We start from the raw sequence: 18,144 nt of genomic DNA, 5'->3' as shown, positions 1-18,144 counted from the left end.
TAGTTCGCTCAATTTAGGAAGTAAGCGTTAGCGTAATGTCATCATAATAAAGGGTGGTCAAGCCTTCAAAGCCGGAATCTGTACCAACGAGCAAAAATAGCTCGCCCTTGTCGTTCGTCATTGCCGTATGGCTGTAATCAAAATAGACAAGCTGATAGCCGGCCTTGCTGCCCTCTGCTTTGATCGGATTGCCTACGACTGCTGCCTCAGCTCCGCCTTCCGATTGTTCCCCTTTATCGATGTTCATCCGGTAATAAAGATCATTGCCCTGCTTGAGCTCTACCGGAGCTGGCTCCTTATCCAATATGCCTGCTTTAACATATACAGATGCACCGGGCGAGCCGCCAATGCCAAAGCTTTCATTTTCATAATTGGTATATATGCCGATTCGCAATTTTGCTTGATAAGCGGTATTTGGCTTAAGGCCAGCTACTTTCTTGGTCATATACATAAATAAATCATCACTGCGATTGTGGCCTGATAGCTTCATGCCATAATTCGTCGTATTGTCTTGAAGCGGAATCAGCTCCCGCTTATACGCCAGATCGTATATGTCCGGATTATAGTCGACAGGAAGGTCGGAAAAACCGCCTTTCCAGCCTTCAGCGCTCACATCAAAATGGTACCGGAACGTCAGCTTGTCCATTTCGCTGCTTTGATGCGTAATTCTCACGATATGATTGGCTGCATCCCAGGCGACTTGTCCGCCAAGCAATTGAGCCAGCCCTTTCGCCGGCACGAACAGCGTGTTTGAAGCCATAACAACGGGAGCCGGAAGCTTAGTCACTAGCTTGGAGCCCTGATAAACGTTGTTATTGCCCGGCTTGAAGGTCAATTTTCCCGACGTTTGGCCTTCGATAACAGCCGTGCCCGTTTTATGATTCCACGTCACCTTAGCGCCCATCGCTTGGGATAGCGCACGCAATGGAATCATCACCGATTGCTCATACAAAAATGGGGGAGCTTGCAATTTATGAGTGCCGGTATGGTCGGCATAGGTCAGATTTGCAATCTGAAACTCCGTGGTAAGCAGGGCAGAGGCTGCATGCACCTCAGCTTGGCCGGCAAACGGAGCTGCGGCGAGACAAGCGGCCAGACAGGTTGCGATCATTTTTCTCTTCCTATTTAACATGAGGACACCATCCTTGTGATTTTGAATAACAGCTTTGACGAGCCTTTCCGTTTAAAGGTTGCAGGCAGCTGACTTGCTGACAGCTGGAGTAAAACGCAAAACAGCCTCCAAGCCTGCGATTAACGCAAGTTTGGAGGCTGTTTTATCAAAAATAGTGATTAACGAAGATTAGGGATTGGAACATCCTGATTTGCATCTGCTTCATAATCAATGCCGTCGGTTTCAAAGCCGAACAGCTGGAAAAACTCTTTGCGGTAGCCGGCAAGGTCGGACAGCTCGTACACATTTTCAGTAGTCAGCTCTGACCAAAGCTTCGCGACCTCTGCTTGAATTTCAGGTCTCATTTCCCAATCGTCAACACGGATAAGGCCCCTGTCATCAACGAGTGTTTCGCCGGAAGCATTGTATAGGCGATCAGAGAACAGGCGGTACATTTGCTCAATGCAGCCCTCATGCGTGCCGTTTTCTTTCATAACCTTATACAGCGCGGAAATGTACAATGGTACAACTGGAATCGCCGAGCTGGATTGGGTAACAAGCGCTTTATTGACGGAGACGAAGGCACGTCCGCCTTTCTTACCGAGCTGCTCGCTCAGGCGCTTCGCCGTTGCTTCGAGATCATTTTTAGCATAACCTATCGTTCCTTCACGGTAAACCGCATGTGTAATTTCCGGGCCGATATAGGAGTAGGCAACAGTAGTTGCGCCATCTACCAGCACGCCTGCTTCCTCGAGCTGATCGATCCACATTTGCCAGTCTTCGCCGCCCATAACGGCAATCGTCTGGCGGATTTCATCTTCGGTAGCCGGCTCGATTGTTGCTTCTGTTACGTCGCCGCTGTGGAAGTTAACCGTTTTGTTCGTGTAGGTTCCGCCAATCGGCTTAATAACGGAAGCAAACGTTTCGCCCGTTTTAGGATGAGTACGGCGCGGTGATGCTACGCTGTACACGACGAGATCAATGCTGCCCAGCTCGCTGCGGATGAGATCAATCGTTTGTGTTTTGATTTCATCAGAAAAGGCATCGCCAACGATGCTGTACGATTTGCGGCCTGCTTCGGCTGCAGCTTTCTCGAAAGCAGCGGAGTTGTACCAGCCTGCAGAAGCGGTACGCGCACCCTCAGCGGCTTTGTCAAAATAAACGCCAATCGTATTGGCGCCAGCTGCAAAGGAGGAGACGATGCGCGATGCCAGACCGTAGCCTGTCGAAGCGCCAATTACGAGCACATTGCGCGGGCCTGCAATGGCTGGCTTGGATTTTACATACTCGACTTGACGAAGGACTTGCTGTGCGCAGCCTTCCGGGTGTGCTGTCGTACAAATAAAACCGCGTGTTTTAGGTTGAATGATCATATTTAATTATTCCTTCCTATTTGTAAAATGGGCTTGCTATCCATATTGCTGAACAATTCTCTATCATTTTACCGATTTTTCCGGGCAAATGGAAGGGCATGAAAAAACGCAAGACCGAGTGGAGTCGGCCTTGCGTGAGATGCTGCTGGATCGGTTCAAGCGGGGTTATGCAAAATGCTCCCCAGCTGTTTTAATTTGGCTTGCAATTTGTTCCTTGCAATGGGCTTCGAGGGTGCTGGCAAGCTTGGCGGAACCGATGTCGATGAAATTTAAATTTGGTGATTACGGTCATTGAGCGGAGCTGGTTTTCCTCTGCGAATTAATGGGCAACCCAGCCGCCGTCAATGACGAGCTCGGAGCCAGTGACGAAGCTGGACTCATCCGAGGCGAGATACAGCGCGCCATAAGCGATGTCCGTTGGCTTGCCGAGCCTAGGCCATGGCGTAATCTGCTTGGCTGCTTCAAGTCCCGCGGGATTGGTCAGTTTATGCTCGGTCATCGGCGTTTCAATCATTCCGGGATGAATGGAGTTGACACGGATAAAGTCTTTGGCTAAATCGATAGCCGTCGTTTTCGTCAACAGCCGTACGGCTCCCTTGGAGGCGTGATAGGCAGCTTCTCCACCTGCGCCAATGATGCCGAAAATCGAAGAAATATTAATAATGGAGCCTCCTCCAGCTTTACGGATTTCAGGTACGGCGTATTTCATGCCGAGAAACACGCCGCGGGAGTTGACCGCCTGAACCTTATCCCAGCGTTCCACTGTTTCTTCTTCCACGTTGAAGGGCGAGGCGATGCCTGCGTTATTGACCAAAATATTTAGTTTTCCATATCGCTGAACGGCCTTCTGAGTCACATGCTGCCATTGCTGCTCTGATGAGACATCCTGAGCAAGCGGGCACACATCGCCTCCCGTTTCACGAATTGCTTCAGCGGTTTCATTCAGCGTGGCTTCCAACAGGTCTGTCAGGATCACCTTGGCGCCCTCGGCTGCAAATACGGCGGCTATGGCGGCTCCAATACCTCCGGCTGCCCCCGTGACTATGGCTACTTTATTTTGTAATCGTTTCATGCCGTGTGCACCTCCAAGTATAGTTATACAAGAGTCTTTATATAACTAGGATAGAAGGATCGGAAGCCGGGGTAAATTCCAAATATTCAAGCTGGGTGTACGATTTAATGGTGAAAAGACGACTAGAGGCTCCCGTTTAATTCACGGTAGGAGCTGGGCGTTATGCCAGTCGCTTTCTTGAAGACGCGCACAAAATATTTCACATCGTTAAAGCCGACCAGCTCCCCGATTTCATAGACCGTTTGCCTAGAGGTGGCGAGCAGCCGCTTAGCTTCCTCAATTCTCAGGTTCGTGACGAAAGCCGTGAAATTGACGCCATATTGCGATTTGAACAAGCTGCTCAAATAAGAGAAAGAAAGCTGAAAATGCTCGGCTGCATCCAGCAGCGACAGGGAAGAGTTGCGATAGTTTTGCTCCACATATCGTTTAATGCTAAGTGCGGTATGGGAGCCGGAGCCATTCGTCGCCAGCACACCAGCGGCAAGCTTTTCGATAAGGGGATCAAGCTGCTGCGAACGCCAAGTGACTAGCGAAACAAGCGTATTCGTGCGTTTAAGCTCGTTCAACGATTGCAGTCCTTCCAGGCAGGAGGGGCTCGTTGCATGCTTGCTGATCGATATCCAGAGCTGCAAATACACAATCCACCGTTCTTCAAAGGTGCGGAACCGCTGCTCATATTCTTCAATCAGCTTTAACACGGCTTGCTTGCCTTCCTTTTGAACCGTAAGAGCAAAGCTGTTCTCGTCCTGTGGCGTCAAGCCGACTTGACTTGCGGTAGTCGAGCACCGGAGCATATGCAGTTGTTTTTCGGCTTCACGGTAGGCTTGCTGCAAAGACTGGCCATCTCCATTAAAAATAGCACTGTAAACGCTTGCGGTATTAGCTTCAAGCGGAGGGAGGCGCTTCAGCCATTCGGCAAGCTTGTCCTTCTCGTCGGAAGCCGCGCAATACACCGTATGCGAGCCAAGCGGAATAGCGACGAGGGTAATTCCTGACGGAGGCGGGCTTTGCTGCGGAAGCGGCTCATTCGCAAGCAGCAGGCAAAGGCTTGAATAAGGCAGCTCCTCGCAGGCAGCCAGTGTCGTGTCGTCAAGAATAATTTCGCAAACGCGATTTTTCAGCTCTATATTGCGCGTGCTGCTTTCCTTGTCGAGCTCAGCGGTCAGTTTCTCCATGGCGCCCGCTATTTCCAGGGGGTTAATCGGTTTCAGCAAATATTCTTTAACCCCGTAGGCAATCGCTTTTTTAGCATAACTGAAATCATCGTACCCGGATAAAATGATGCATTTCGGCTGCTTGCCGTTTTTAGCCGCAATCCTGCTTAGCATTTCAATGCCGTCCAGCTTGGGCATCCGAATATCGGTAATGACGATATCGGCTTCATTGCAAGCCAGCCATTCCAGCGCCTCCAGGCCATCACGGAAGCTGCCGGCATGCAGCAGCGGCAGGTCATTCCAAGGGATAACCTCTTCAATTCCTTTGCGAATCCATGGCTCATCTTCCACAATGATAGTCTTATACATGATTATCCCTCCGGTTGATAAGGCAATATAATGATGACCAACAGACCTTCCTCCATAGCGCGGTAAGTGAGGCCGTATTGCTCGCCAAAAGCAAGCTTGATGCGGTTATTGACGTTGTAGATGCCTATTCCGTTTTCATAAGCGCGATTATTCCCAGCCGATTCCTGCGAATTCTGCTCCAGGCTAAGCGACATGTCCAAATTGCCAAGCTTATCGTTCATTTGCTGGACTCCTTGCTCAGTCATGCCTTCGCCGGAGTCGCGGACGTTGATAATGACCCGTCCCCGTTCGCAGTACCCGGTAATGTTAATAAAGCCTTTCTTGTCCATATTTCGAAAACCATGCACAATGCTGTTTTCAACAATAGGCTGCAGGACGAATTTGATCGTGCGGCTGCTACGGACGTTGGGATCAATGTCGATTTTCGTTTGAATCGCTTGGTCGAAGCGAATTAATTGAACCTTCAAATAATTTTCAATATGATGAAGCTCATCATCGATTGTCACCAGCTTCTCCTCATTGACAATATTGTAGCGGAACATCTGGGACAAGGAGCGGGCAAGCTCGGAAATGAGCGGCACACGGTGGATCAGCGCAATGGAATTGATCGTTTCCAGTGCATTATGGAGAAAATGCGGATTGATTTGCGCTTGCAGCGCCAGCAGCTTCGCTTTATCGGATTTCATTTTCATCTCATATTCCCGATTTACGCTTTCCTTCAGCCGAACAACGATGTCCTCGAAGTAACCCTCCAATTCCTCGACCTCGTCTTGGCGCCGGCTTGGGCGCATCATATCGATTTTTCCGGTGGCGTATTGTCGCATTTTCCGGTTTAACAAAATAATCGGTCCCGAATAGTAGATGGATAGAATGATAATGAGCACGACACACATAATGCCGCTCGAAAGCATTAAAATACCCATTAAATGATGAATGTACGACAGCTTTTCCATAATGGATGATTCCGGCGTGTACACAATAATGTACCAGTCAGCGAAAGCATTATACGAATAGAAGACGACCCGTTTGACATGCAGATAATCGACGGTGAATGAGCCTTTGCCGTCCTTGGATGTGAAGATTTGCTCATGCAGATGCTTGGTAGCGAGATGCTTATTCGTGGAAAATAACGTTTGCCCGCTATGGTTGCTAATAATGACGTCGCTGTCTTTTCCCATGGCGGTATTGGCAAGGCCGTAAAAAATAAATTGCTGGACTTGGTCGTTTCCTTTGTCCTCCAGCTGCAGCGCATTGAGATTAAGAAAAATCAGGCTGTTGCTTGCTTCATCTAAAATATTGAGATTGCTCTCCACAACATTGTCGTAGAGCTTGCTGCTCAACGTCTGAAAAGCCAGCCACTGGACGGCAATAATCGGAATCATAATGACGATGGTATGAACAAGCATCATTTTATATTTTACGCTCAAAGGTACTCTCGCCACCGGGACCCTCCTTTAATTTCCAATCATCGTGTAAACGATAGACTTTTATAACGCTTGTTAATTAATATATCATGAATAGTAAAGAGCTTGACAAGTGTTATTTGAAAAATAAATGCATGAATAGGCAGGAAATATTAACCTGATACCGTGAAAAAGTACACCTTTCCGCAAATTGTTAGAGTTTTTTTGTTTTGTAAGCGATCTTATAATGAATTCAAGCGGCCGGGGCAAATGAGACTGGCTCTGAGCCTTAAATTAAGATGAATGACAAAATGATGTTAGAAAAGTTAACGGGAGGGTTAAAAATGCAACGATCTGGTAAGGTGAAACTTCCTGCAGGAAAAAAGGTCGCCGTCAACATCGGTGTCGATTTTGATGCCGCATCCGTATGGATGGGGACATTCGACCGCTTCTCGCCGGCTTATCTGTCACGCGGTGAATTTTGTGCAGAGGTGGGCGCACCGCGCTTGCTTCAGTTGTTCTGCAAATACGGCATCACGACAACCTGGTGCATTCCGGGCCATACGATTGATACGCATATGGAGGTATGTCGTGAAATCGTAGCTGCCGGGCATGAAATTTGCCATCACGGTTATGCGCATGAAAATCCAACCCATATGAGCTATGAGGAAGAGGAAGAAATTTTGCTCCGCGGCTTTGCGGCGCTGGACAGGCTGGGAGTCAAGCCGCGCGGCTACCGCTCGCCTGCATGGGATTACAGCCCCAACACCTTGAAGCTGCTGGAGAAGCATGGATTCAGCTATGACAGCAGTCTGATGGGAAATGATTTACATCCTTACCGCCCAAGGGAAGTCGTAGAGATTAATATGGACAAGGCGAATGTGTTTGGCCCGCCTAGCCGAATCGTGGAAATTCCGGTTTCATGGTATTTGGATGATTTTCCAACCCAGGAATATGTCATTGGCGGAGCGGAAGGCATGCGCTCTACGCAGGAGGTATTCGAGCGGTGGAGAGATATTTTTGACTATGCTTGTGACCATGAAGAGGGCGCATGTTATGTGCTGACGACACATCCGCAGACGATTGGCCGGGCGCATAACATTCAAATGCTGGAGAAGCTGATTCAGCATATGGAATCGCGTGGAGCCTGGTTCGCGACGCTAGGTGAAATTTACGATGCCTATACCGATAACGAGGCAGACGCCAGCAGCTCATAAAACGGAGTCTACACTGATTAAATAGGAGGCAACTATGACAAACATTCGTATTTCCGCTGTTCAGTTCCGCGCCGAGCGTGTAGCCGGCTTTGAAGACTTTGAGCGGCAGGTTCGCGGACTGATGGAGGATGTGCCGCTGGATTCCGATTATGTGCTGTTCCCTGAGCTGTTTACGGTCGGCCTGCTGACCTCATTCCCCGATTGGGAGACAGCTGGACCGTCAGCGATGATGAGGCTGGACCAATTCACCGATCCTTTCAAGAAGCTATTCGCAGACCTGGCGGCGCAGCGGGGGCAAATTATTGTCGCCGGTTCGCATTTGGAAAAGCGAGGCGAGGATTATTTTAATGTAAGCACGATCTTTCAGCCGAATGGCGATATGGCGGAGCATAAGAAATCGCATATTTTTCCCGCTGAGGGCAAGTGGAAGACGAGGGAGGGCGAGGAGCTGAACGTCTTTGACATTGGTCCGGCCCGCATTGGCATTGCGATTTGCTATGAGGCAGAAATTCCTGAGGTCGCCCATATTTTGAGCAGACAGGGAGCAGATATCGTATTTTGTCCGTCCTATACGTACACGGAGTTCGGTTTTTGGCGGGTTCGCCATTGCGCGCAGTCCCGCAGCATCGAAAATCAGATTTATGTCGTGCATTGCCCGACGATTTGTGACATCGGCAAGCCGATTGACAGCGGTTATGGCCGCTCCGCGATATTGACGCCATGCGACACGCCGTGGACGGCAAACGGCATAGCCGTTGAAGCGGATACGAATGTACAGACCGTCATAACCGGAACCGTCAACCTGGATGCGCTTTATGAGAATCGCAAGACTGGCGCGGCGACGACCTACAATGACCGCATTCGCAAAAGCGGAATGTACGCCAACCATGCTCCGTATACACAGGAACGTTCCAACTAACTCATGAGAAAAGGGAGAGGATTTTAAATGAAACGTTTATCCGCGCACATGATAGCAGGCATAGCCCTTCTTGTCCTTGTTTTTGCAACCTCCGCATGCAGCGGAAACAGCTCGAGCCCAGGCGCCGCTTCATCCGAGCCATCCGGCTCGTCAGAGGGAGCGGGCGGAGCGGGGAAAATTGCATATTTTTCCGCTGGGGCCTCAAATGCGTATCTTCAAAAAGGGCTGGAGGCAGCAGAATCCAAAGCGAAGGAGCTCGGATTCGAAATTGATACATTCGATGGACGCTTTGATCCGCTGACGCAGCTCAATCAAATTCAAAATGCGGTGACAACCGGGAAATATAAAGGGTTCGTCGTGGAGCCGGTCGATGGCAACCAGCTCTGTAAGGTGTTGTCCAAGGATGTGCCGGCCAAAGGCGTGGCGGTAGCCATCATCAATGCAACGCTGTGCGGATCGCCGGATTGGCAGGAAGGTACGCTGACTTATGTGGGCGGACAGGAAGTCAACGTTTATAAAGAAATCGTGAATAAAATATTCAGTGACAAGCCGGAAGGAGGCACAATCGCCGTCATTGGCGGCCCGGCAACTGGCGGTCCGTACCTGAGCATGAAGGCTGCCTTCGACAGCGAGCTGCCGAACCACCCGGAGTGGAAGCTCATCGGCATGCACGCGACGACTTATACGGCGAACGAGGCGTTCCAAGTGGCGCAAAATATTTTGCAGGCCAATAAAAATCTTGACGTTATTTTCTCCAACTATTCCGGAATGACCGTCGGCGTCGTTAAAGCGATTGATGCGGCCAAACGGGATGATGTAGCGGTCTACGATTTCGGCGGAGACAAATGGGCCTTTGATTCGGTAAGCTCCGGCAAAATCAAATCGACGGTTGTCATGCTTCCAGTGGAAGAGGTTCAGCATGCGATTCAGGCGCTGTATGATTCGTTCAATGGCAAGGAAGTAGAGAAATATATCGATCTGACCAAAGATCCGATTCTCCCCGGCACACCGTTCGTCTACAAGGACAACATGGCTGATTTTACAGCTAAAGGATTGCCTGAATATTAAGCGGAGGAGAGATTGCGAATGAGTGGAGGAGCTGTGGCAGAGGCGGCGCCGGTAAAGAAGGAAATGGCGATTGAAATATCGGAGCTTATTAAGTCCTATGGAGGCTTTCGCGCTCTGAATGGGGTAAATATCGACATTCAGCGTGGAGAGATTCATTCACTGGTTGGACAAAATGGAGCGGGAAAATCGACGCTGCTTGGCATTTTGTCCGGCCGGACAGCTCCGAGCGAGGGAAGTGTCCGCATATTTGGCAGCGAGCTGCATTACGGCGACCCAAGGTCCTCGCGCAAGCTCGGTGTCGCGACGATTTATCAGGAGCTGACGATAGCCCCTAATCTGAGCGCGCTGGAAAATGTTTTTCTTGGACAGCTCTTGTCAGTCAAAGGCTTTATTTCCCGCAAGCGGATGACAAAGCGCTATATGGAGCTTTGCGCATTGATGGGCGTGAACATTTCACCGCTCCAGCGGGCGGGGAATATGTCGATTGCTGATCAGCAAATGCTGGAAATTATGCGGGGCTTGCAGCTGGATGCGGGAATCCTGATCTTGGATGAACCGACGGCTTCGCTCGCTCCCCCTGAGCGCAAGTCACTGCTGAAAACGATTAAGACGCTGCAAGCGGGCGGCATTACGATCATTTATGTGAGCCATCATCTCGATGAAGTGCTGGAGCTTAGTGACAGCGTGACGATTTTGCGCAATGGGGAAAAGATTGTAACCCAGCCGCGTGCCTATTGGACGAAGGACAAGCTGGTGTCTTCGATGCTTGGCGCAGAGGTGGCGGAGGAAATCGTCAGAGTTACGCAGGAAACCAGGCATGAGGATGCCGCTCCCGGCCCAGAGCTGCTCCGGGCAACCGGGGTGACCGTGCCGGGCGCAATCGAGGATATTGCTATTACGCTTCATGCCGGCGAAATCGTTGGCATCGGCGGGTTGGTAGGCTCGGGGCGGACGACGCTCGTACGGGCGCTGGCCGGCCTTGAGCCCAAATCGACCGGAAGCCTGTGGATCGAAGGAAAGCAGGTCAAATGGCCGCGCGAGCCTGGCTATCCGATGAGCCTTGGCATTGCCTTGGCGCCGGAGGATCGCAAGCATCAGGGGCTGGTGCTCGGAATGTCCTGCGAGGACAATATCAACATGGTCAACTTCAGCCAAGTCAAGAAGCTGGGCTTTTACCGCAAGGCAAAGGCAGGCCATATCGCAGACGGACTTAGCAAAAGGTTTGGCCTCACCCGCCCTATTCATACGCTTTGCCGCAATCTCTCAGGAGGCAACCAGCAAAAGGTGCTGCTTGCGAAAGTATGCAATTTGCGCCCGAAGGTGCTCATTGTCGATGAGCCTACCCGCGGCATTGATATTGGCGTCAAGGTTGAGGTGCTGAAAATTTTGCGCCAGCTTGCAAACGAAGGCATGGCGATTGTAATTATTTCCTCGGAGCTGGAGGAGGTTATTGCGGTAAGCAACCGCGTGCTGGTGCTGTCCAAAGGACGGCTGGTGAAGGAGCTGAGCCAGCGCTCAGAAATTAGCGTCGATCATATTTTGCAAGCTACTTTTTAGAAAAAGGGGGTTATCGTATGAGCACGCTGGGAAATCAGCTTAATTTGAATACGGAGCGACAGGGATTGTTCAAAAATATGAATAGCCTCATGCTGCGCTACGGCGTAGTTGTTGCTTTTATCGTCGTGGTCGGCTTGTCTGCCATCCTGTATCCGGGTTTTTTGCGCCCGGCTAACCTGCTCAATATCTTTAGCCAGCTCGCTATTGTAGGCATTATGAGCATCGGGATGACCTTTGTGATGATTACGGGCGGACTCGATATGTCAGTTGGAGGTATTTATGCGTTGTGTGCCACTCTGATTGCGAGCTATGCAGACAGCATGCCGCTACCAGTCGCTTTTGCCATTACGCTTGTTGTCGGTTTGGCGGCAGGACTGATCAATGGGATGCTTGTTACGAGGCTCAGGGTGCCGCCATTTGTAGCGACGCTCGGGACCGGCTCTGTATTTACCGGAATTGCTCTTATTTATTCCAATGCCCAGCCTTTCTTCGTGCAAAAGGAGTCGTTCCAATGGATGGGCTCCGGCGAGCTTGGCGCGATTCCCGTAGCGGTGTTCCTGCTTTTCCTCGTTTACGTCGTTGGCGCGATCGTGCTTGCTTTTACAACCTATGGCCGCTCGCTGTACGCGCTTGGAGGCAATAAGGAAGCAAGCCGCTTATCCGGCCTTCGCGTCAACTGGCTTATTTCCAGCACGTATGGCCTGAGCGGGCTGTGCGCAGCTGTATCTGGCATTCTCATCGCTTCGCGGCTCGGCCAAGGGCAGGCGAATATCGGCGAGACGATTGCGCTGGACGTTATTGCGGCAGTCGTCATTGGCGGAACCTCGCTAAGCGGAGGCGAAGGGGCGATCTGGAGGACGATTGTAGGCGGGTGTATTTTGGCGGTACTGTCCAACGTCTTTGATAGCTTGTCGCTAAGCCCGTACTGGCAGTCTGTCTTCAAAGGCTGCATTATTATCGGCGCAGTCATGTTCGATTATTACGCGCGTACCAAGACGCAGACTTGAGCGGCATGACTATAATTTGAATTGAATAGATCGGAAGGGAGACGTTCGTATGCGCCTAAAAGGAAAAACGGCCGTCATCACTGGCGGCGGAACGGGAATCGGCAGAACGGCCAGCCTGTTGTTTGCAGGCGAGGGAGCAAGCGTCGTCGTAACGGATATTGACGAGGATAGCGGACTGAAGACCGTCAAGAAAATCATGGAGATGGGCGGACAAGCATTATTCGTTAAGCATGATGTGCGCAGCGAGACGGACTGGGAGGAGGTTGCTGTTCAAACGGCGAACACTTACGGCAAAGCGAATATTTTATTCAACAACGCCGGGCTGTTTCTGATTAAGCCGCTGCTGGAGACGACGCTTGCGGATTGGGATCGCCTTATGTCCGTTAATGTAACGGGGGTTTTTCTTGGAATGAAGCATATCATTCCCTTGATGCTGGCCGGAGGCAAAGGCGGCTCGATTATCAATGCATCATCCAATGCGGGTCTGTTTGGCGCTTCCGGACTGACGCTGTATGGCGCCACCAAAGGGGCTGTCCGCATTATGACGAAGGATGCAGCGCTTGAGTTCGCTTCGGTGAATATTCGCGTCAACTCCATTCACCCGGGCTATATTCATACGCAAATGATCGATTATGCGGCGGAGCTTGCAGGCAAGAAGGTGGAGGATCAAGGGGCGCTTGTTCCCCTTGGCAGAGTAGGCAGTACGCTCGACGTAGCGCGGCTGGCCCTATTCCTTGCCTCCGATGAATCTTCATATGCGACAGGAGCGGAATTTGTACTGGATGGCGGCGTATCTGCCGGTCCTCCAGATGTATGGAAGCAAAATTAGAACCGAAAGCCAAAATGGCGGAGGAAGCATACATGACGATTAGCAGTTTGATTATAAGGTTGGAGATGGATCATCGACTTGTGCAATTCGGCGAGATTGCCTCTCAGGTCAGCCATGCCGGCGGCGATATGACATCGATTGATGTCATTCGCTCCGGCAAGGACATGTCGGTACGCGACATTACAGTTCATATTAATGATTCAGATGAGAGCCCCTTGCTCAGACGGCTGGAAGAGCTGCAAGGGACGAAGCTGATCCATGTTTCGGACCCGGTATTTCTCGCCCATTTGGGCGGGAAGATTGCTACAAGCCCTAAGCTAATGGTCAAAAATCGGGATGATCTTTCCAAGGTTTATACGCCCGGAGTGGCCAAAGTGTCGAAGGCCATCCATGAAAACCCGGATAAGGCGTATTCGCTGACAATCAAGCGCAATACGATTGCGGTTATTACCGACGGAACGGCGGTGCTGGGGCTTGGCGACATCGGCCCCTATGCTGCTGCTCCCGTTATGGAAGGCAAAGCGATGCTGTTCAAGCAGCTTGCGGATGTAGATGCGTTCCCGCTTTGCCTGGATACGCAGGACACGGAGGAACTGATTCGCACGATTAAAGCGGTCAGCCCGATTTTTGGCGGCATTAATCTTGAGGATATTTCTTCGCCCCGCTGCTTTGAGATTGAACGCAGGCTAGTGGAGGAACTGGATATTCCGGTGTTTCACGACGACCAGCACGGTACGGCTATCGTTGTGATGGCTGGCCTGCTGAATGCGCTCAAGGTAACGGGGAAGCAGCTCGCGGATGTGCGAATTGTGGTGAACGGCATTGGAGCGGCAGGCGTATCGATTTGTAAAATGCTGCTTGCCGCAGGAGCGAGCCGTCTCGTGCCGATCGATCTGGACGGCGCTATCGTCTTTGGCGGCTCCTATGACAATTCGATGTGGCAGTGGCTGGCGACGCAGCCACAGGTTGAGGGCGCTCCCGGAAGTTTGAAGGAGCTGCTGGCCGGAGCGGATGTGTTCATCGGCGTATCGCGGGGCGGCTTGCTGAATAGCGAACATATACGGACGATGGCGAAGGACAGCATTGTGTTTGCGATGGCGAACCCCATGCCGGAAATCGATCCGGAGGAAGCGTTGCCGCACGTTCGCATTTTTGCAACGGGACGCAGCGATTTGCCAAATCAAATTAATAATGTGCTTGTGTTTCCCGGTATTTTCCGGGGCGCGCTGGATTGCCGGGCACGACATATTAATGAAGCGATGAAGCTGGCAGCGGCGCGGGCCATTGCTTCGGTCGTCTCTGATGGGGAACTTAATGAGCAATACATTATTCCGAGCATTTTTAATGAGCAGGTCGTTGCTAAAGTGCGGCTAGCCGTTATTGAAGCTGCCATCTCGACGGGATGCGCCCGCCGGATACCGCCAGAAATTGGCTGGAAGATGGCATGAGCCACATGGCGCGGGAGAAATGGCTGACGAGTGTAGGCATCGATTTGGGCACAAGCACGACCAAGTGGATTGTTTCGAAGCTTAAGGTTGAGGAGATCTCTGGCGGCTTTTCATTGCCGCGCTATGAAATAACCGAGCGAAGACTGGCTTATGAAAGTCCGGTATTTCCTACTCCACTGCTAAGCGAATCCGAAATTGATCTGCAAGCTTTATCCTCTCTGCTGGAGCGGGAATACCAACAGGCTGGCATTAAGCCGCAGGACGTGCAGACTGGAGCAGTTATCATTACGGGCGAGACGGCGACGAAGGACAATTCCGAGAAAATTGTACATGCGATGGCTGGGCATGCCGGACAATTCGTCGTCGCAACAGCAGGCGCGGATCTGGAATCGTTGCTAGCCGGGCGAGGCTCGGGAGCAGCTGCCCGCTCAGCGCGGCAGCCAGGCATAATTGTCAATGTGGACGTCGGCGGCGGAACGGCAAATGCGGCCTATTACCGCGATGGCGCAATGATAGGGACGGTGACGCTGCATATTGGCGGCTCTGGGCAGAGCAGCAGGGCTATGCAAGCGAGCTGCCCGCGATAGGTAGTCTGTTTCCGCTCGCAGCTTTGCGTCTGTTGTGCAAGCGAATGGCAGAGCATTTGTATTCGTGCGTCGTATCAGGCGGACAGGCGGGCGGCTACGGTCTGGAAACGGATGCGCTGCTTGTCGCGCCGCTTGCCGGTGAACTGCCGCTGCCGGACGAAATTTTGATTTCCGGCGGCGTGGGAGCATTGATGGATGTGTCAGCTTCCCTTACAATGGAGGAAATAGCTAAATATGGTGATATCGGGCCGGAGCTGGGGGCGCAGCTGGCGCAATTAGCAACCAGGCATGAGGTGCCGGTCAGGCAAGCGGAAGAGGCGGCCCGCGCAACGGTCATTGGCGCGGGAACACATATGACGGAGGTGAGCGGAGCGACGCTGTATTATGATTTGGAGGCGCTGCCGCTGCGCAACATTCCGGTTGGCATTTGCCGCTTGCCGCCAGCTGATGACAAGCTGGAGCAGGCGGTACGGGCGAGTATGAAGCTGGCTGCTGGCTTATACGGCAGCGGCATGACCGATCCGCCCTTTGCTTTGGCTCTGCAAGGCGGCGGAGTTTGCTCGTACATTCGCCTGCAAAAGCTGGCAGAAGTGCTGTGCGCCGAGTATGCGGCCGCAGCTCCGGGGGCTTCAGTGCTGCTTGTCATTTGCCAAAATGATATGGCCAAGGCGCTTGGACATGCGCTTGTGAAGCGGCTGCGCGGCAAGCTGCGGCTCGTATGCGTTGATCAGTTAAACGCTGCTGACGGCGATTACGTTGACGTTGGCCTTCCAATAAAGGAGGACATGGTTCCGGTTATCATGAAAACGCTGGTGTTTCACCGGCGGGAGAGCGGGGAGGAGCAAGCATGAAGTTATCCGTTACACTGAAAGGCCGGAATTACTCCTTCCATGATTTGAAAGAGGTGTTGGCCAAAGCAAACGAAGAGAAATCGGGAGACCGTCTGGCAGGCATTGCCGCAGCCGATGCGGCGGAACGGGTTGCCGCCAAATATGTGCTCTCGGAGCTGCGCCTCGCGGATATTCGGGAAAATCCACTGCTATGCCCAGATAAGGACGAGGTTTCTCGTCTGATTGAGGAGGATCTTGCCGAGGACGTCTATCAGGCGTTCTCCAGCTTTACGGTCGGCGAGCTGCGTGAGTATTTGCTTCGCTCCGATACGACAGGCAGCGAGCTGCTGCGCGTCGGCTCGGGCTTGACGAGTGAAATGATAGCGGCGGTATGCAAGCTGATGTCCAATCTGGATTTAATTCAGGCGGCTTCGCGGATGGAAATATTGACAACCTGCCGGACGACAATTGGCTATAAGGGAACGCTTGCTTCCCGCGCCCAGCCGAATCACCCGTCCGACCATGTTGGCGGCATGAAGGCCTCGCTGTTCGAGGCGCTCAGCTACGGCATCGGCGATGCGGTCATTGGCATCAACCCGGCGACGGATGCGGTTGAAAATATGAAATCGCTGCTCTATGCGACGAAGGAGGTCATTGACCGCTGGTCGATTCCAACCCAAAACTGTGTGCTCGCCCATATCACGACGCAAATGCGGGCAGTGGAGGAGGGGGCCCCGGCAGATATGCTTTTCCAGAGCCTCGCCGGAACCGAGGAGGGCAATCGCGGCTTTGGCATCGATCTGGCGCTGCTTGAGGAAGCGGATGCTTTAATTCGCGCACGGGGCACGGCTGAGGGGCCGAACCGCTGGTATTTCGAGACGGGGCAAGGCTCCGAGCTGTCTTCGGAATCGCATTTCGGCATCGACCAGGTTACGCTGGAAGCAAGATGCTACGGCCTTGCGAAACGGTTTAACCCGTTTATCGTCAACACGGTTGTCGGCTTTATCGGTCCTGAATATTTGTATGACAGCAAACAGGTCATCCGCGCGGGGCTTGAGGATCATTTTATGGCGAAGCTTCACGGGCTGCCGATGGGCTGCGACATTTGCTATACGAACCATATGCAGACCGATCAGAATGATATGGATAATTTGAGCATTTTACTCGCATCTGCCGGAGTCAGCTTCGTTATTGGCGTTCCGCTAGCGGATGACTGTATGCTGAACTACCAGTCGTTAAGCTATCATGACATTGCAACTGTGCGCGAGACGCTGCGGATGAAGCCGGCCCCTGCGTTTGAAGCATGGCTGGAAAGCGTCGGCGTCATGCGGGACGGCAGGCTTACTGCTGAGGCGGGAGATGCCATCCGGTTCGTCTATTGAGAGAGGAGGCCATCTAATGGATCGACAAAGGCAGGCCGAAATCTTTGAAAGACTTGCTGCCCACTCGCCAGCCCGAATTGGAGTTGGCCGCACAGGTACTCGTGCGCTTACGCAGGAAGTGCTGAAGCTGAGGCTGGATCATGCCCATGCGGTGGATGCGGTATACGGGGAAGTATCTCCGGCATTGCTTGCGGAATTCGAATTGTTTACCGTTGATACTCAGTTTCAAGACAAAGAATTATATTTGAAGCGGCCCGATAAAGGCAGGCTGCTGTCCGCGGAGGGGAGCGCGGCAATAGCGGAGCGCTGCTTGAGGCGACCCCAAGTGCAGGTCGTCGTGGCGGATGGGCTGAGCGCCAAGGCGGTCGATGCCAATCTGCCTGATATTTTGCCTGCTTTGATGGATTCATTGGAAGCAAACGGGCTAACGGCGGGAACGCCCTTCTACGTCAGAGGGGCGCGGGTTGGTTGTATGGACGATATCGGGCGGATTTTGGAGCCGGAGTCGCTTGTCCTTCTCATTGGAGAACGCCCCGGCCTTGCGGCGGCAACTTCAATGAGCGCCTATATGTGCTACCGCCCCTATCCGGGGAGGAAGGATTCGGAGCGAACGGTTATTTCCAATATTCATGCAAGAGGTACGCCGCCCGTTGAAGCAGGGGCCCATATTGGCTCCGTTCTGCGCAAAATGCTAGAGCAGCGCAAGAGCGGGATCGGATTTATCATCTAAGTTTGAATTTGAATGTGGAGCAGGTTCAAGAATCGTATGCTGAAAGCCGGAACGTTCTGGCGCAGGCTTCTGTAAGCTGGAGGCCGCG

General features: G+C 52.1%; 16 protein-coding genes. 11 read left to right on the top strand and 5 right to left on the bottom strand.

The annotated features are described in order from the left end of the window. Positions 1-13: 13 nt before the first annotated feature. From WH37_RS34505 to WH37_RS08185, 5 genes are all read right to left on the bottom strand, one after another. The gene (locus tag WH37_RS34505; protein ID WP_082110708.1) at positions 14-1,132 is read right to left on the bottom strand and encodes a copper amine oxidase N-terminal domain-containing protein; all 1,119 of its coding nucleotides are present in this window, start codon (positions 1,130-1,132) and stop codon (positions 14-16) included. Between the two features lie 158 nt (positions 1,133-1,290). After that, positions 1,291-2,484: an enoyl-ACP reductase FabV gene (gene fabV / locus WH37_RS08200; RefSeq protein ID WP_046230050.1), complete on the bottom strand. Its 1,194-nt coding sequence runs from the start codon at positions 2,482-2,484 to the stop codon at positions 1,291-1,293. A gap of 319 nt (positions 2,485-2,803) precedes the next feature. Beyond that, complete coding sequence (locus WH37_RS08195) at positions 2,804-3,556, bottom strand: glucose 1-dehydrogenase (RefSeq protein ID WP_046230049.1); 753 nt, start codon at positions 3,554-3,556, stop codon at positions 2,804-2,806. A 122-nt stretch (positions 3,557-3,678) separates the two neighbouring features. Continuing rightward, positions 3,679-5,079 carry a response regulator transcription factor gene (locus WH37_RS08190; RefSeq protein WP_046230048.1) on the bottom strand — a complete coding sequence of 467 codons (1,401 nt, stop codon included), beginning with the start codon at positions 5,077-5,079 and terminating at the stop codon, positions 3,679-3,681. A gap of 2 nt (positions 5,080-5,081) precedes the next feature. Beyond that, complete coding sequence (locus WH37_RS08185) at positions 5,082-6,521, bottom strand: sensor histidine kinase (RefSeq protein WP_046230047.1); 1,440 nt, start codon at positions 6,519-6,521, stop codon at positions 5,082-5,084. A 305-nt stretch (positions 6,522-6,826) separates the two neighbouring features. On the opposite strand from WH37_RS08185, the gene WH37_RS08180 reads away from it, so the two are divergent. From WH37_RS08180 to eutC, 11 genes are read left to right on the top strand one after another with little or no spacing between them, the layout of a single operon-like run. Then, on the top strand, positions 6,827-7,699 hold the full coding sequence (locus tag WH37_RS08180; RefSeq protein ID WP_046230046.1) for a polysaccharide deacetylase family protein: 873 nt from the start codon (positions 6,827-6,829) through the stop codon (positions 7,697-7,699). A gap of 34 nt (positions 7,700-7,733) precedes the next feature. Further along, complete coding sequence (locus WH37_RS08175) at positions 7,734-8,618, top strand: nitrilase-related carbon-nitrogen hydrolase (RefSeq protein WP_046230045.1); 885 nt, start codon at positions 7,734-7,736, stop codon at positions 8,616-8,618. Between the two features lie 27 nt (positions 8,619-8,645). Beyond that, positions 8,646-9,686, top strand: a complete 1,041-nt coding sequence (locus tag WH37_RS08170; protein WP_046230044.1) for a sugar ABC transporter substrate-binding protein — start codon at positions 8,646-8,648, stop codon at positions 9,684-9,686. 18 nt (positions 9,687-9,704) lie between these two features. Beyond that, complete coding sequence (locus WH37_RS08165) at positions 9,705-11,243, top strand: sugar ABC transporter ATP-binding protein (protein ID WP_082110707.1); 1,539 nt, start codon at positions 9,705-9,707, stop codon at positions 11,241-11,243. A gap of 17 nt (positions 11,244-11,260) precedes the next feature. Then, a complete protein-coding gene (locus WH37_RS08160; RefSeq protein WP_082110706.1) occupies positions 11,261-12,250 on the top strand; it encodes an ABC transporter permease in 990 nt (329 codons plus the stop codon). Between the two features lie 49 nt (positions 12,251-12,299). Further along, a complete protein-coding gene (locus WH37_RS08155) occupies positions 12,300-13,079 on the top strand; it encodes a glucose 1-dehydrogenase (protein WP_046230043.1) in 780 nt (259 codons plus the stop codon). A 32-nt stretch (positions 13,080-13,111) separates the two neighbouring features. Next, positions 13,112-14,527 carry an NAD-dependent malic enzyme gene (locus tag WH37_RS08150; protein WP_046230324.1) on the top strand — a complete coding sequence of 472 codons (1,416 nt, stop codon included), beginning with the start codon at positions 13,112-13,114 and terminating at the stop codon, positions 14,525-14,527. Beyond that, a complete protein-coding gene (locus tag WH37_RS37015; RefSeq protein WP_269431280.1) occupies positions 14,524-15,114 on the top strand; it encodes an ethanolamine ammonia-lyase reactivating factor EutA in 591 nt (196 codons plus the stop codon). The genes WH37_RS08150 and WH37_RS37015 overlap by 4 nt, the downstream gene beginning before the upstream one ends. Before the next feature lie 44 nt (positions 15,115-15,158). Continuing rightward, complete coding sequence (locus WH37_RS37010; RefSeq protein ID WP_269431279.1) at positions 15,159-15,965, top strand: ethanolamine ammonia-lyase reactivating factor EutA; 807 nt, start codon at positions 15,159-15,161, stop codon at positions 15,963-15,965. Next, positions 15,962-17,326, top strand: coding sequence for an ethanolamine ammonia-lyase subunit EutB (gene eutB / locus WH37_RS08140; RefSeq protein WP_046230042.1), 1,365 nt, complete (start codon positions 15,962-15,964; stop codon positions 17,324-17,326). Before WH37_RS37010 ends, eutB begins: the two co-directional genes overlap by 4 nt. 16 nt (positions 17,327-17,342) lie before the next feature. Next, positions 17,343-18,056: an ethanolamine ammonia-lyase subunit EutC gene (gene eutC, locus WH37_RS08135; RefSeq protein WP_046230041.1), complete on the top strand. Its 714-nt coding sequence runs from the start codon at positions 17,343-17,345 to the stop codon at positions 18,054-18,056. Positions 18,057-18,144: the final 88 nt, after the last annotated feature.

The organism is Paenibacillus algorifonticola (assembly GCF_000971975.1).
GTDB lineage: Bacteria > Bacillota > Bacilli > Paenibacillales > Paenibacillaceae > Pristimantibacillus > Pristimantibacillus algorifonticola.
The sequence above is the reverse complement of the archived record's forward strand: the minus strand, read 5'-3'. Positions and strand labels throughout refer to the sequence as shown.

What these genes read in the sequence shown, in the direction of transcription:
- WH37_RS34505 (WP_082110708.1), bottom strand. Translation starts at nt 1,132, where the DNA reads ATGTTAAATAGGAAGAGAAAAATGATCGCAACCTGTCTGGCCGCTTGT.
- WH37_RS08155 (WP_046230043.1), top strand. Translation starts at nt 12,300, where the DNA reads ATGCGCCTAAAAGGAAAAACGGCCGTCATCACTGGCGGCGGAACGGGA.
- eutC (WP_046230041.1), top strand. Translation starts at nt 17,343, where the DNA reads ATGGATCGACAAAGGCAGGCCGAAATCTTTGAAAGACTTGCTGCCCAC.
- fabV (WP_046230050.1), bottom strand. Translation starts at nt 2,484, where the DNA reads ATGATCATTCAACCTAAAACACGCGGTTTTATTTGTACGACAGCACAC.
- WH37_RS08150 (WP_046230324.1), top strand. Translation starts at nt 13,112, where the DNA reads ATGACGATTAGCAGTTTGATTATAAGGTTGGAGATGGATCATCGACTT.
- WH37_RS08180 (WP_046230046.1), top strand. Translation starts at nt 6,827, where the DNA reads ATGCAACGATCTGGTAAGGTGAAACTTCCTGCAGGAAAAAAGGTCGCC.
- eutB (WP_046230042.1), top strand. Translation starts at nt 15,962, where the DNA reads ATGAAGTTATCCGTTACACTGAAAGGCCGGAATTACTCCTTCCATGAT.
- WH37_RS08175 (WP_046230045.1), top strand. Translation starts at nt 7,734, where the DNA reads ATGACAAACATTCGTATTTCCGCTGTTCAGTTCCGCGCCGAGCGTGTA.
- WH37_RS08170 (WP_046230044.1), top strand. Translation starts at nt 8,646, where the DNA reads ATGAAACGTTTATCCGCGCACATGATAGCAGGCATAGCCCTTCTTGTC.
- WH37_RS08190 (WP_046230048.1), bottom strand. Translation starts at nt 5,079, where the DNA reads ATGTATAAGACTATCATTGTGGAAGATGAGCCATGGATTCGCAAAGGA.
- WH37_RS08165 (WP_082110707.1), top strand. Translation starts at nt 9,705, where the DNA reads ATGAGTGGAGGAGCTGTGGCAGAGGCGGCGCCGGTAAAGAAGGAAATG.
- WH37_RS37010 (WP_269431279.1), top strand. Translation starts at nt 15,159, where the DNA reads ATGGCAGAGCATTTGTATTCGTGCGTCGTATCAGGCGGACAGGCGGGC.
- WH37_RS37015 (WP_269431280.1), top strand. Translation starts at nt 14,524, where the DNA reads ATGAGCCACATGGCGCGGGAGAAATGGCTGACGAGTGTAGGCATCGAT.
- WH37_RS08195 (WP_046230049.1), bottom strand. Translation starts at nt 3,556, where the DNA reads ATGAAACGATTACAAAATAAAGTAGCCATAGTCACGGGGGCAGCCGGA.
- WH37_RS08160 (WP_082110706.1), top strand. Translation starts at nt 11,261, where the DNA reads ATGAGCACGCTGGGAAATCAGCTTAATTTGAATACGGAGCGACAGGGA.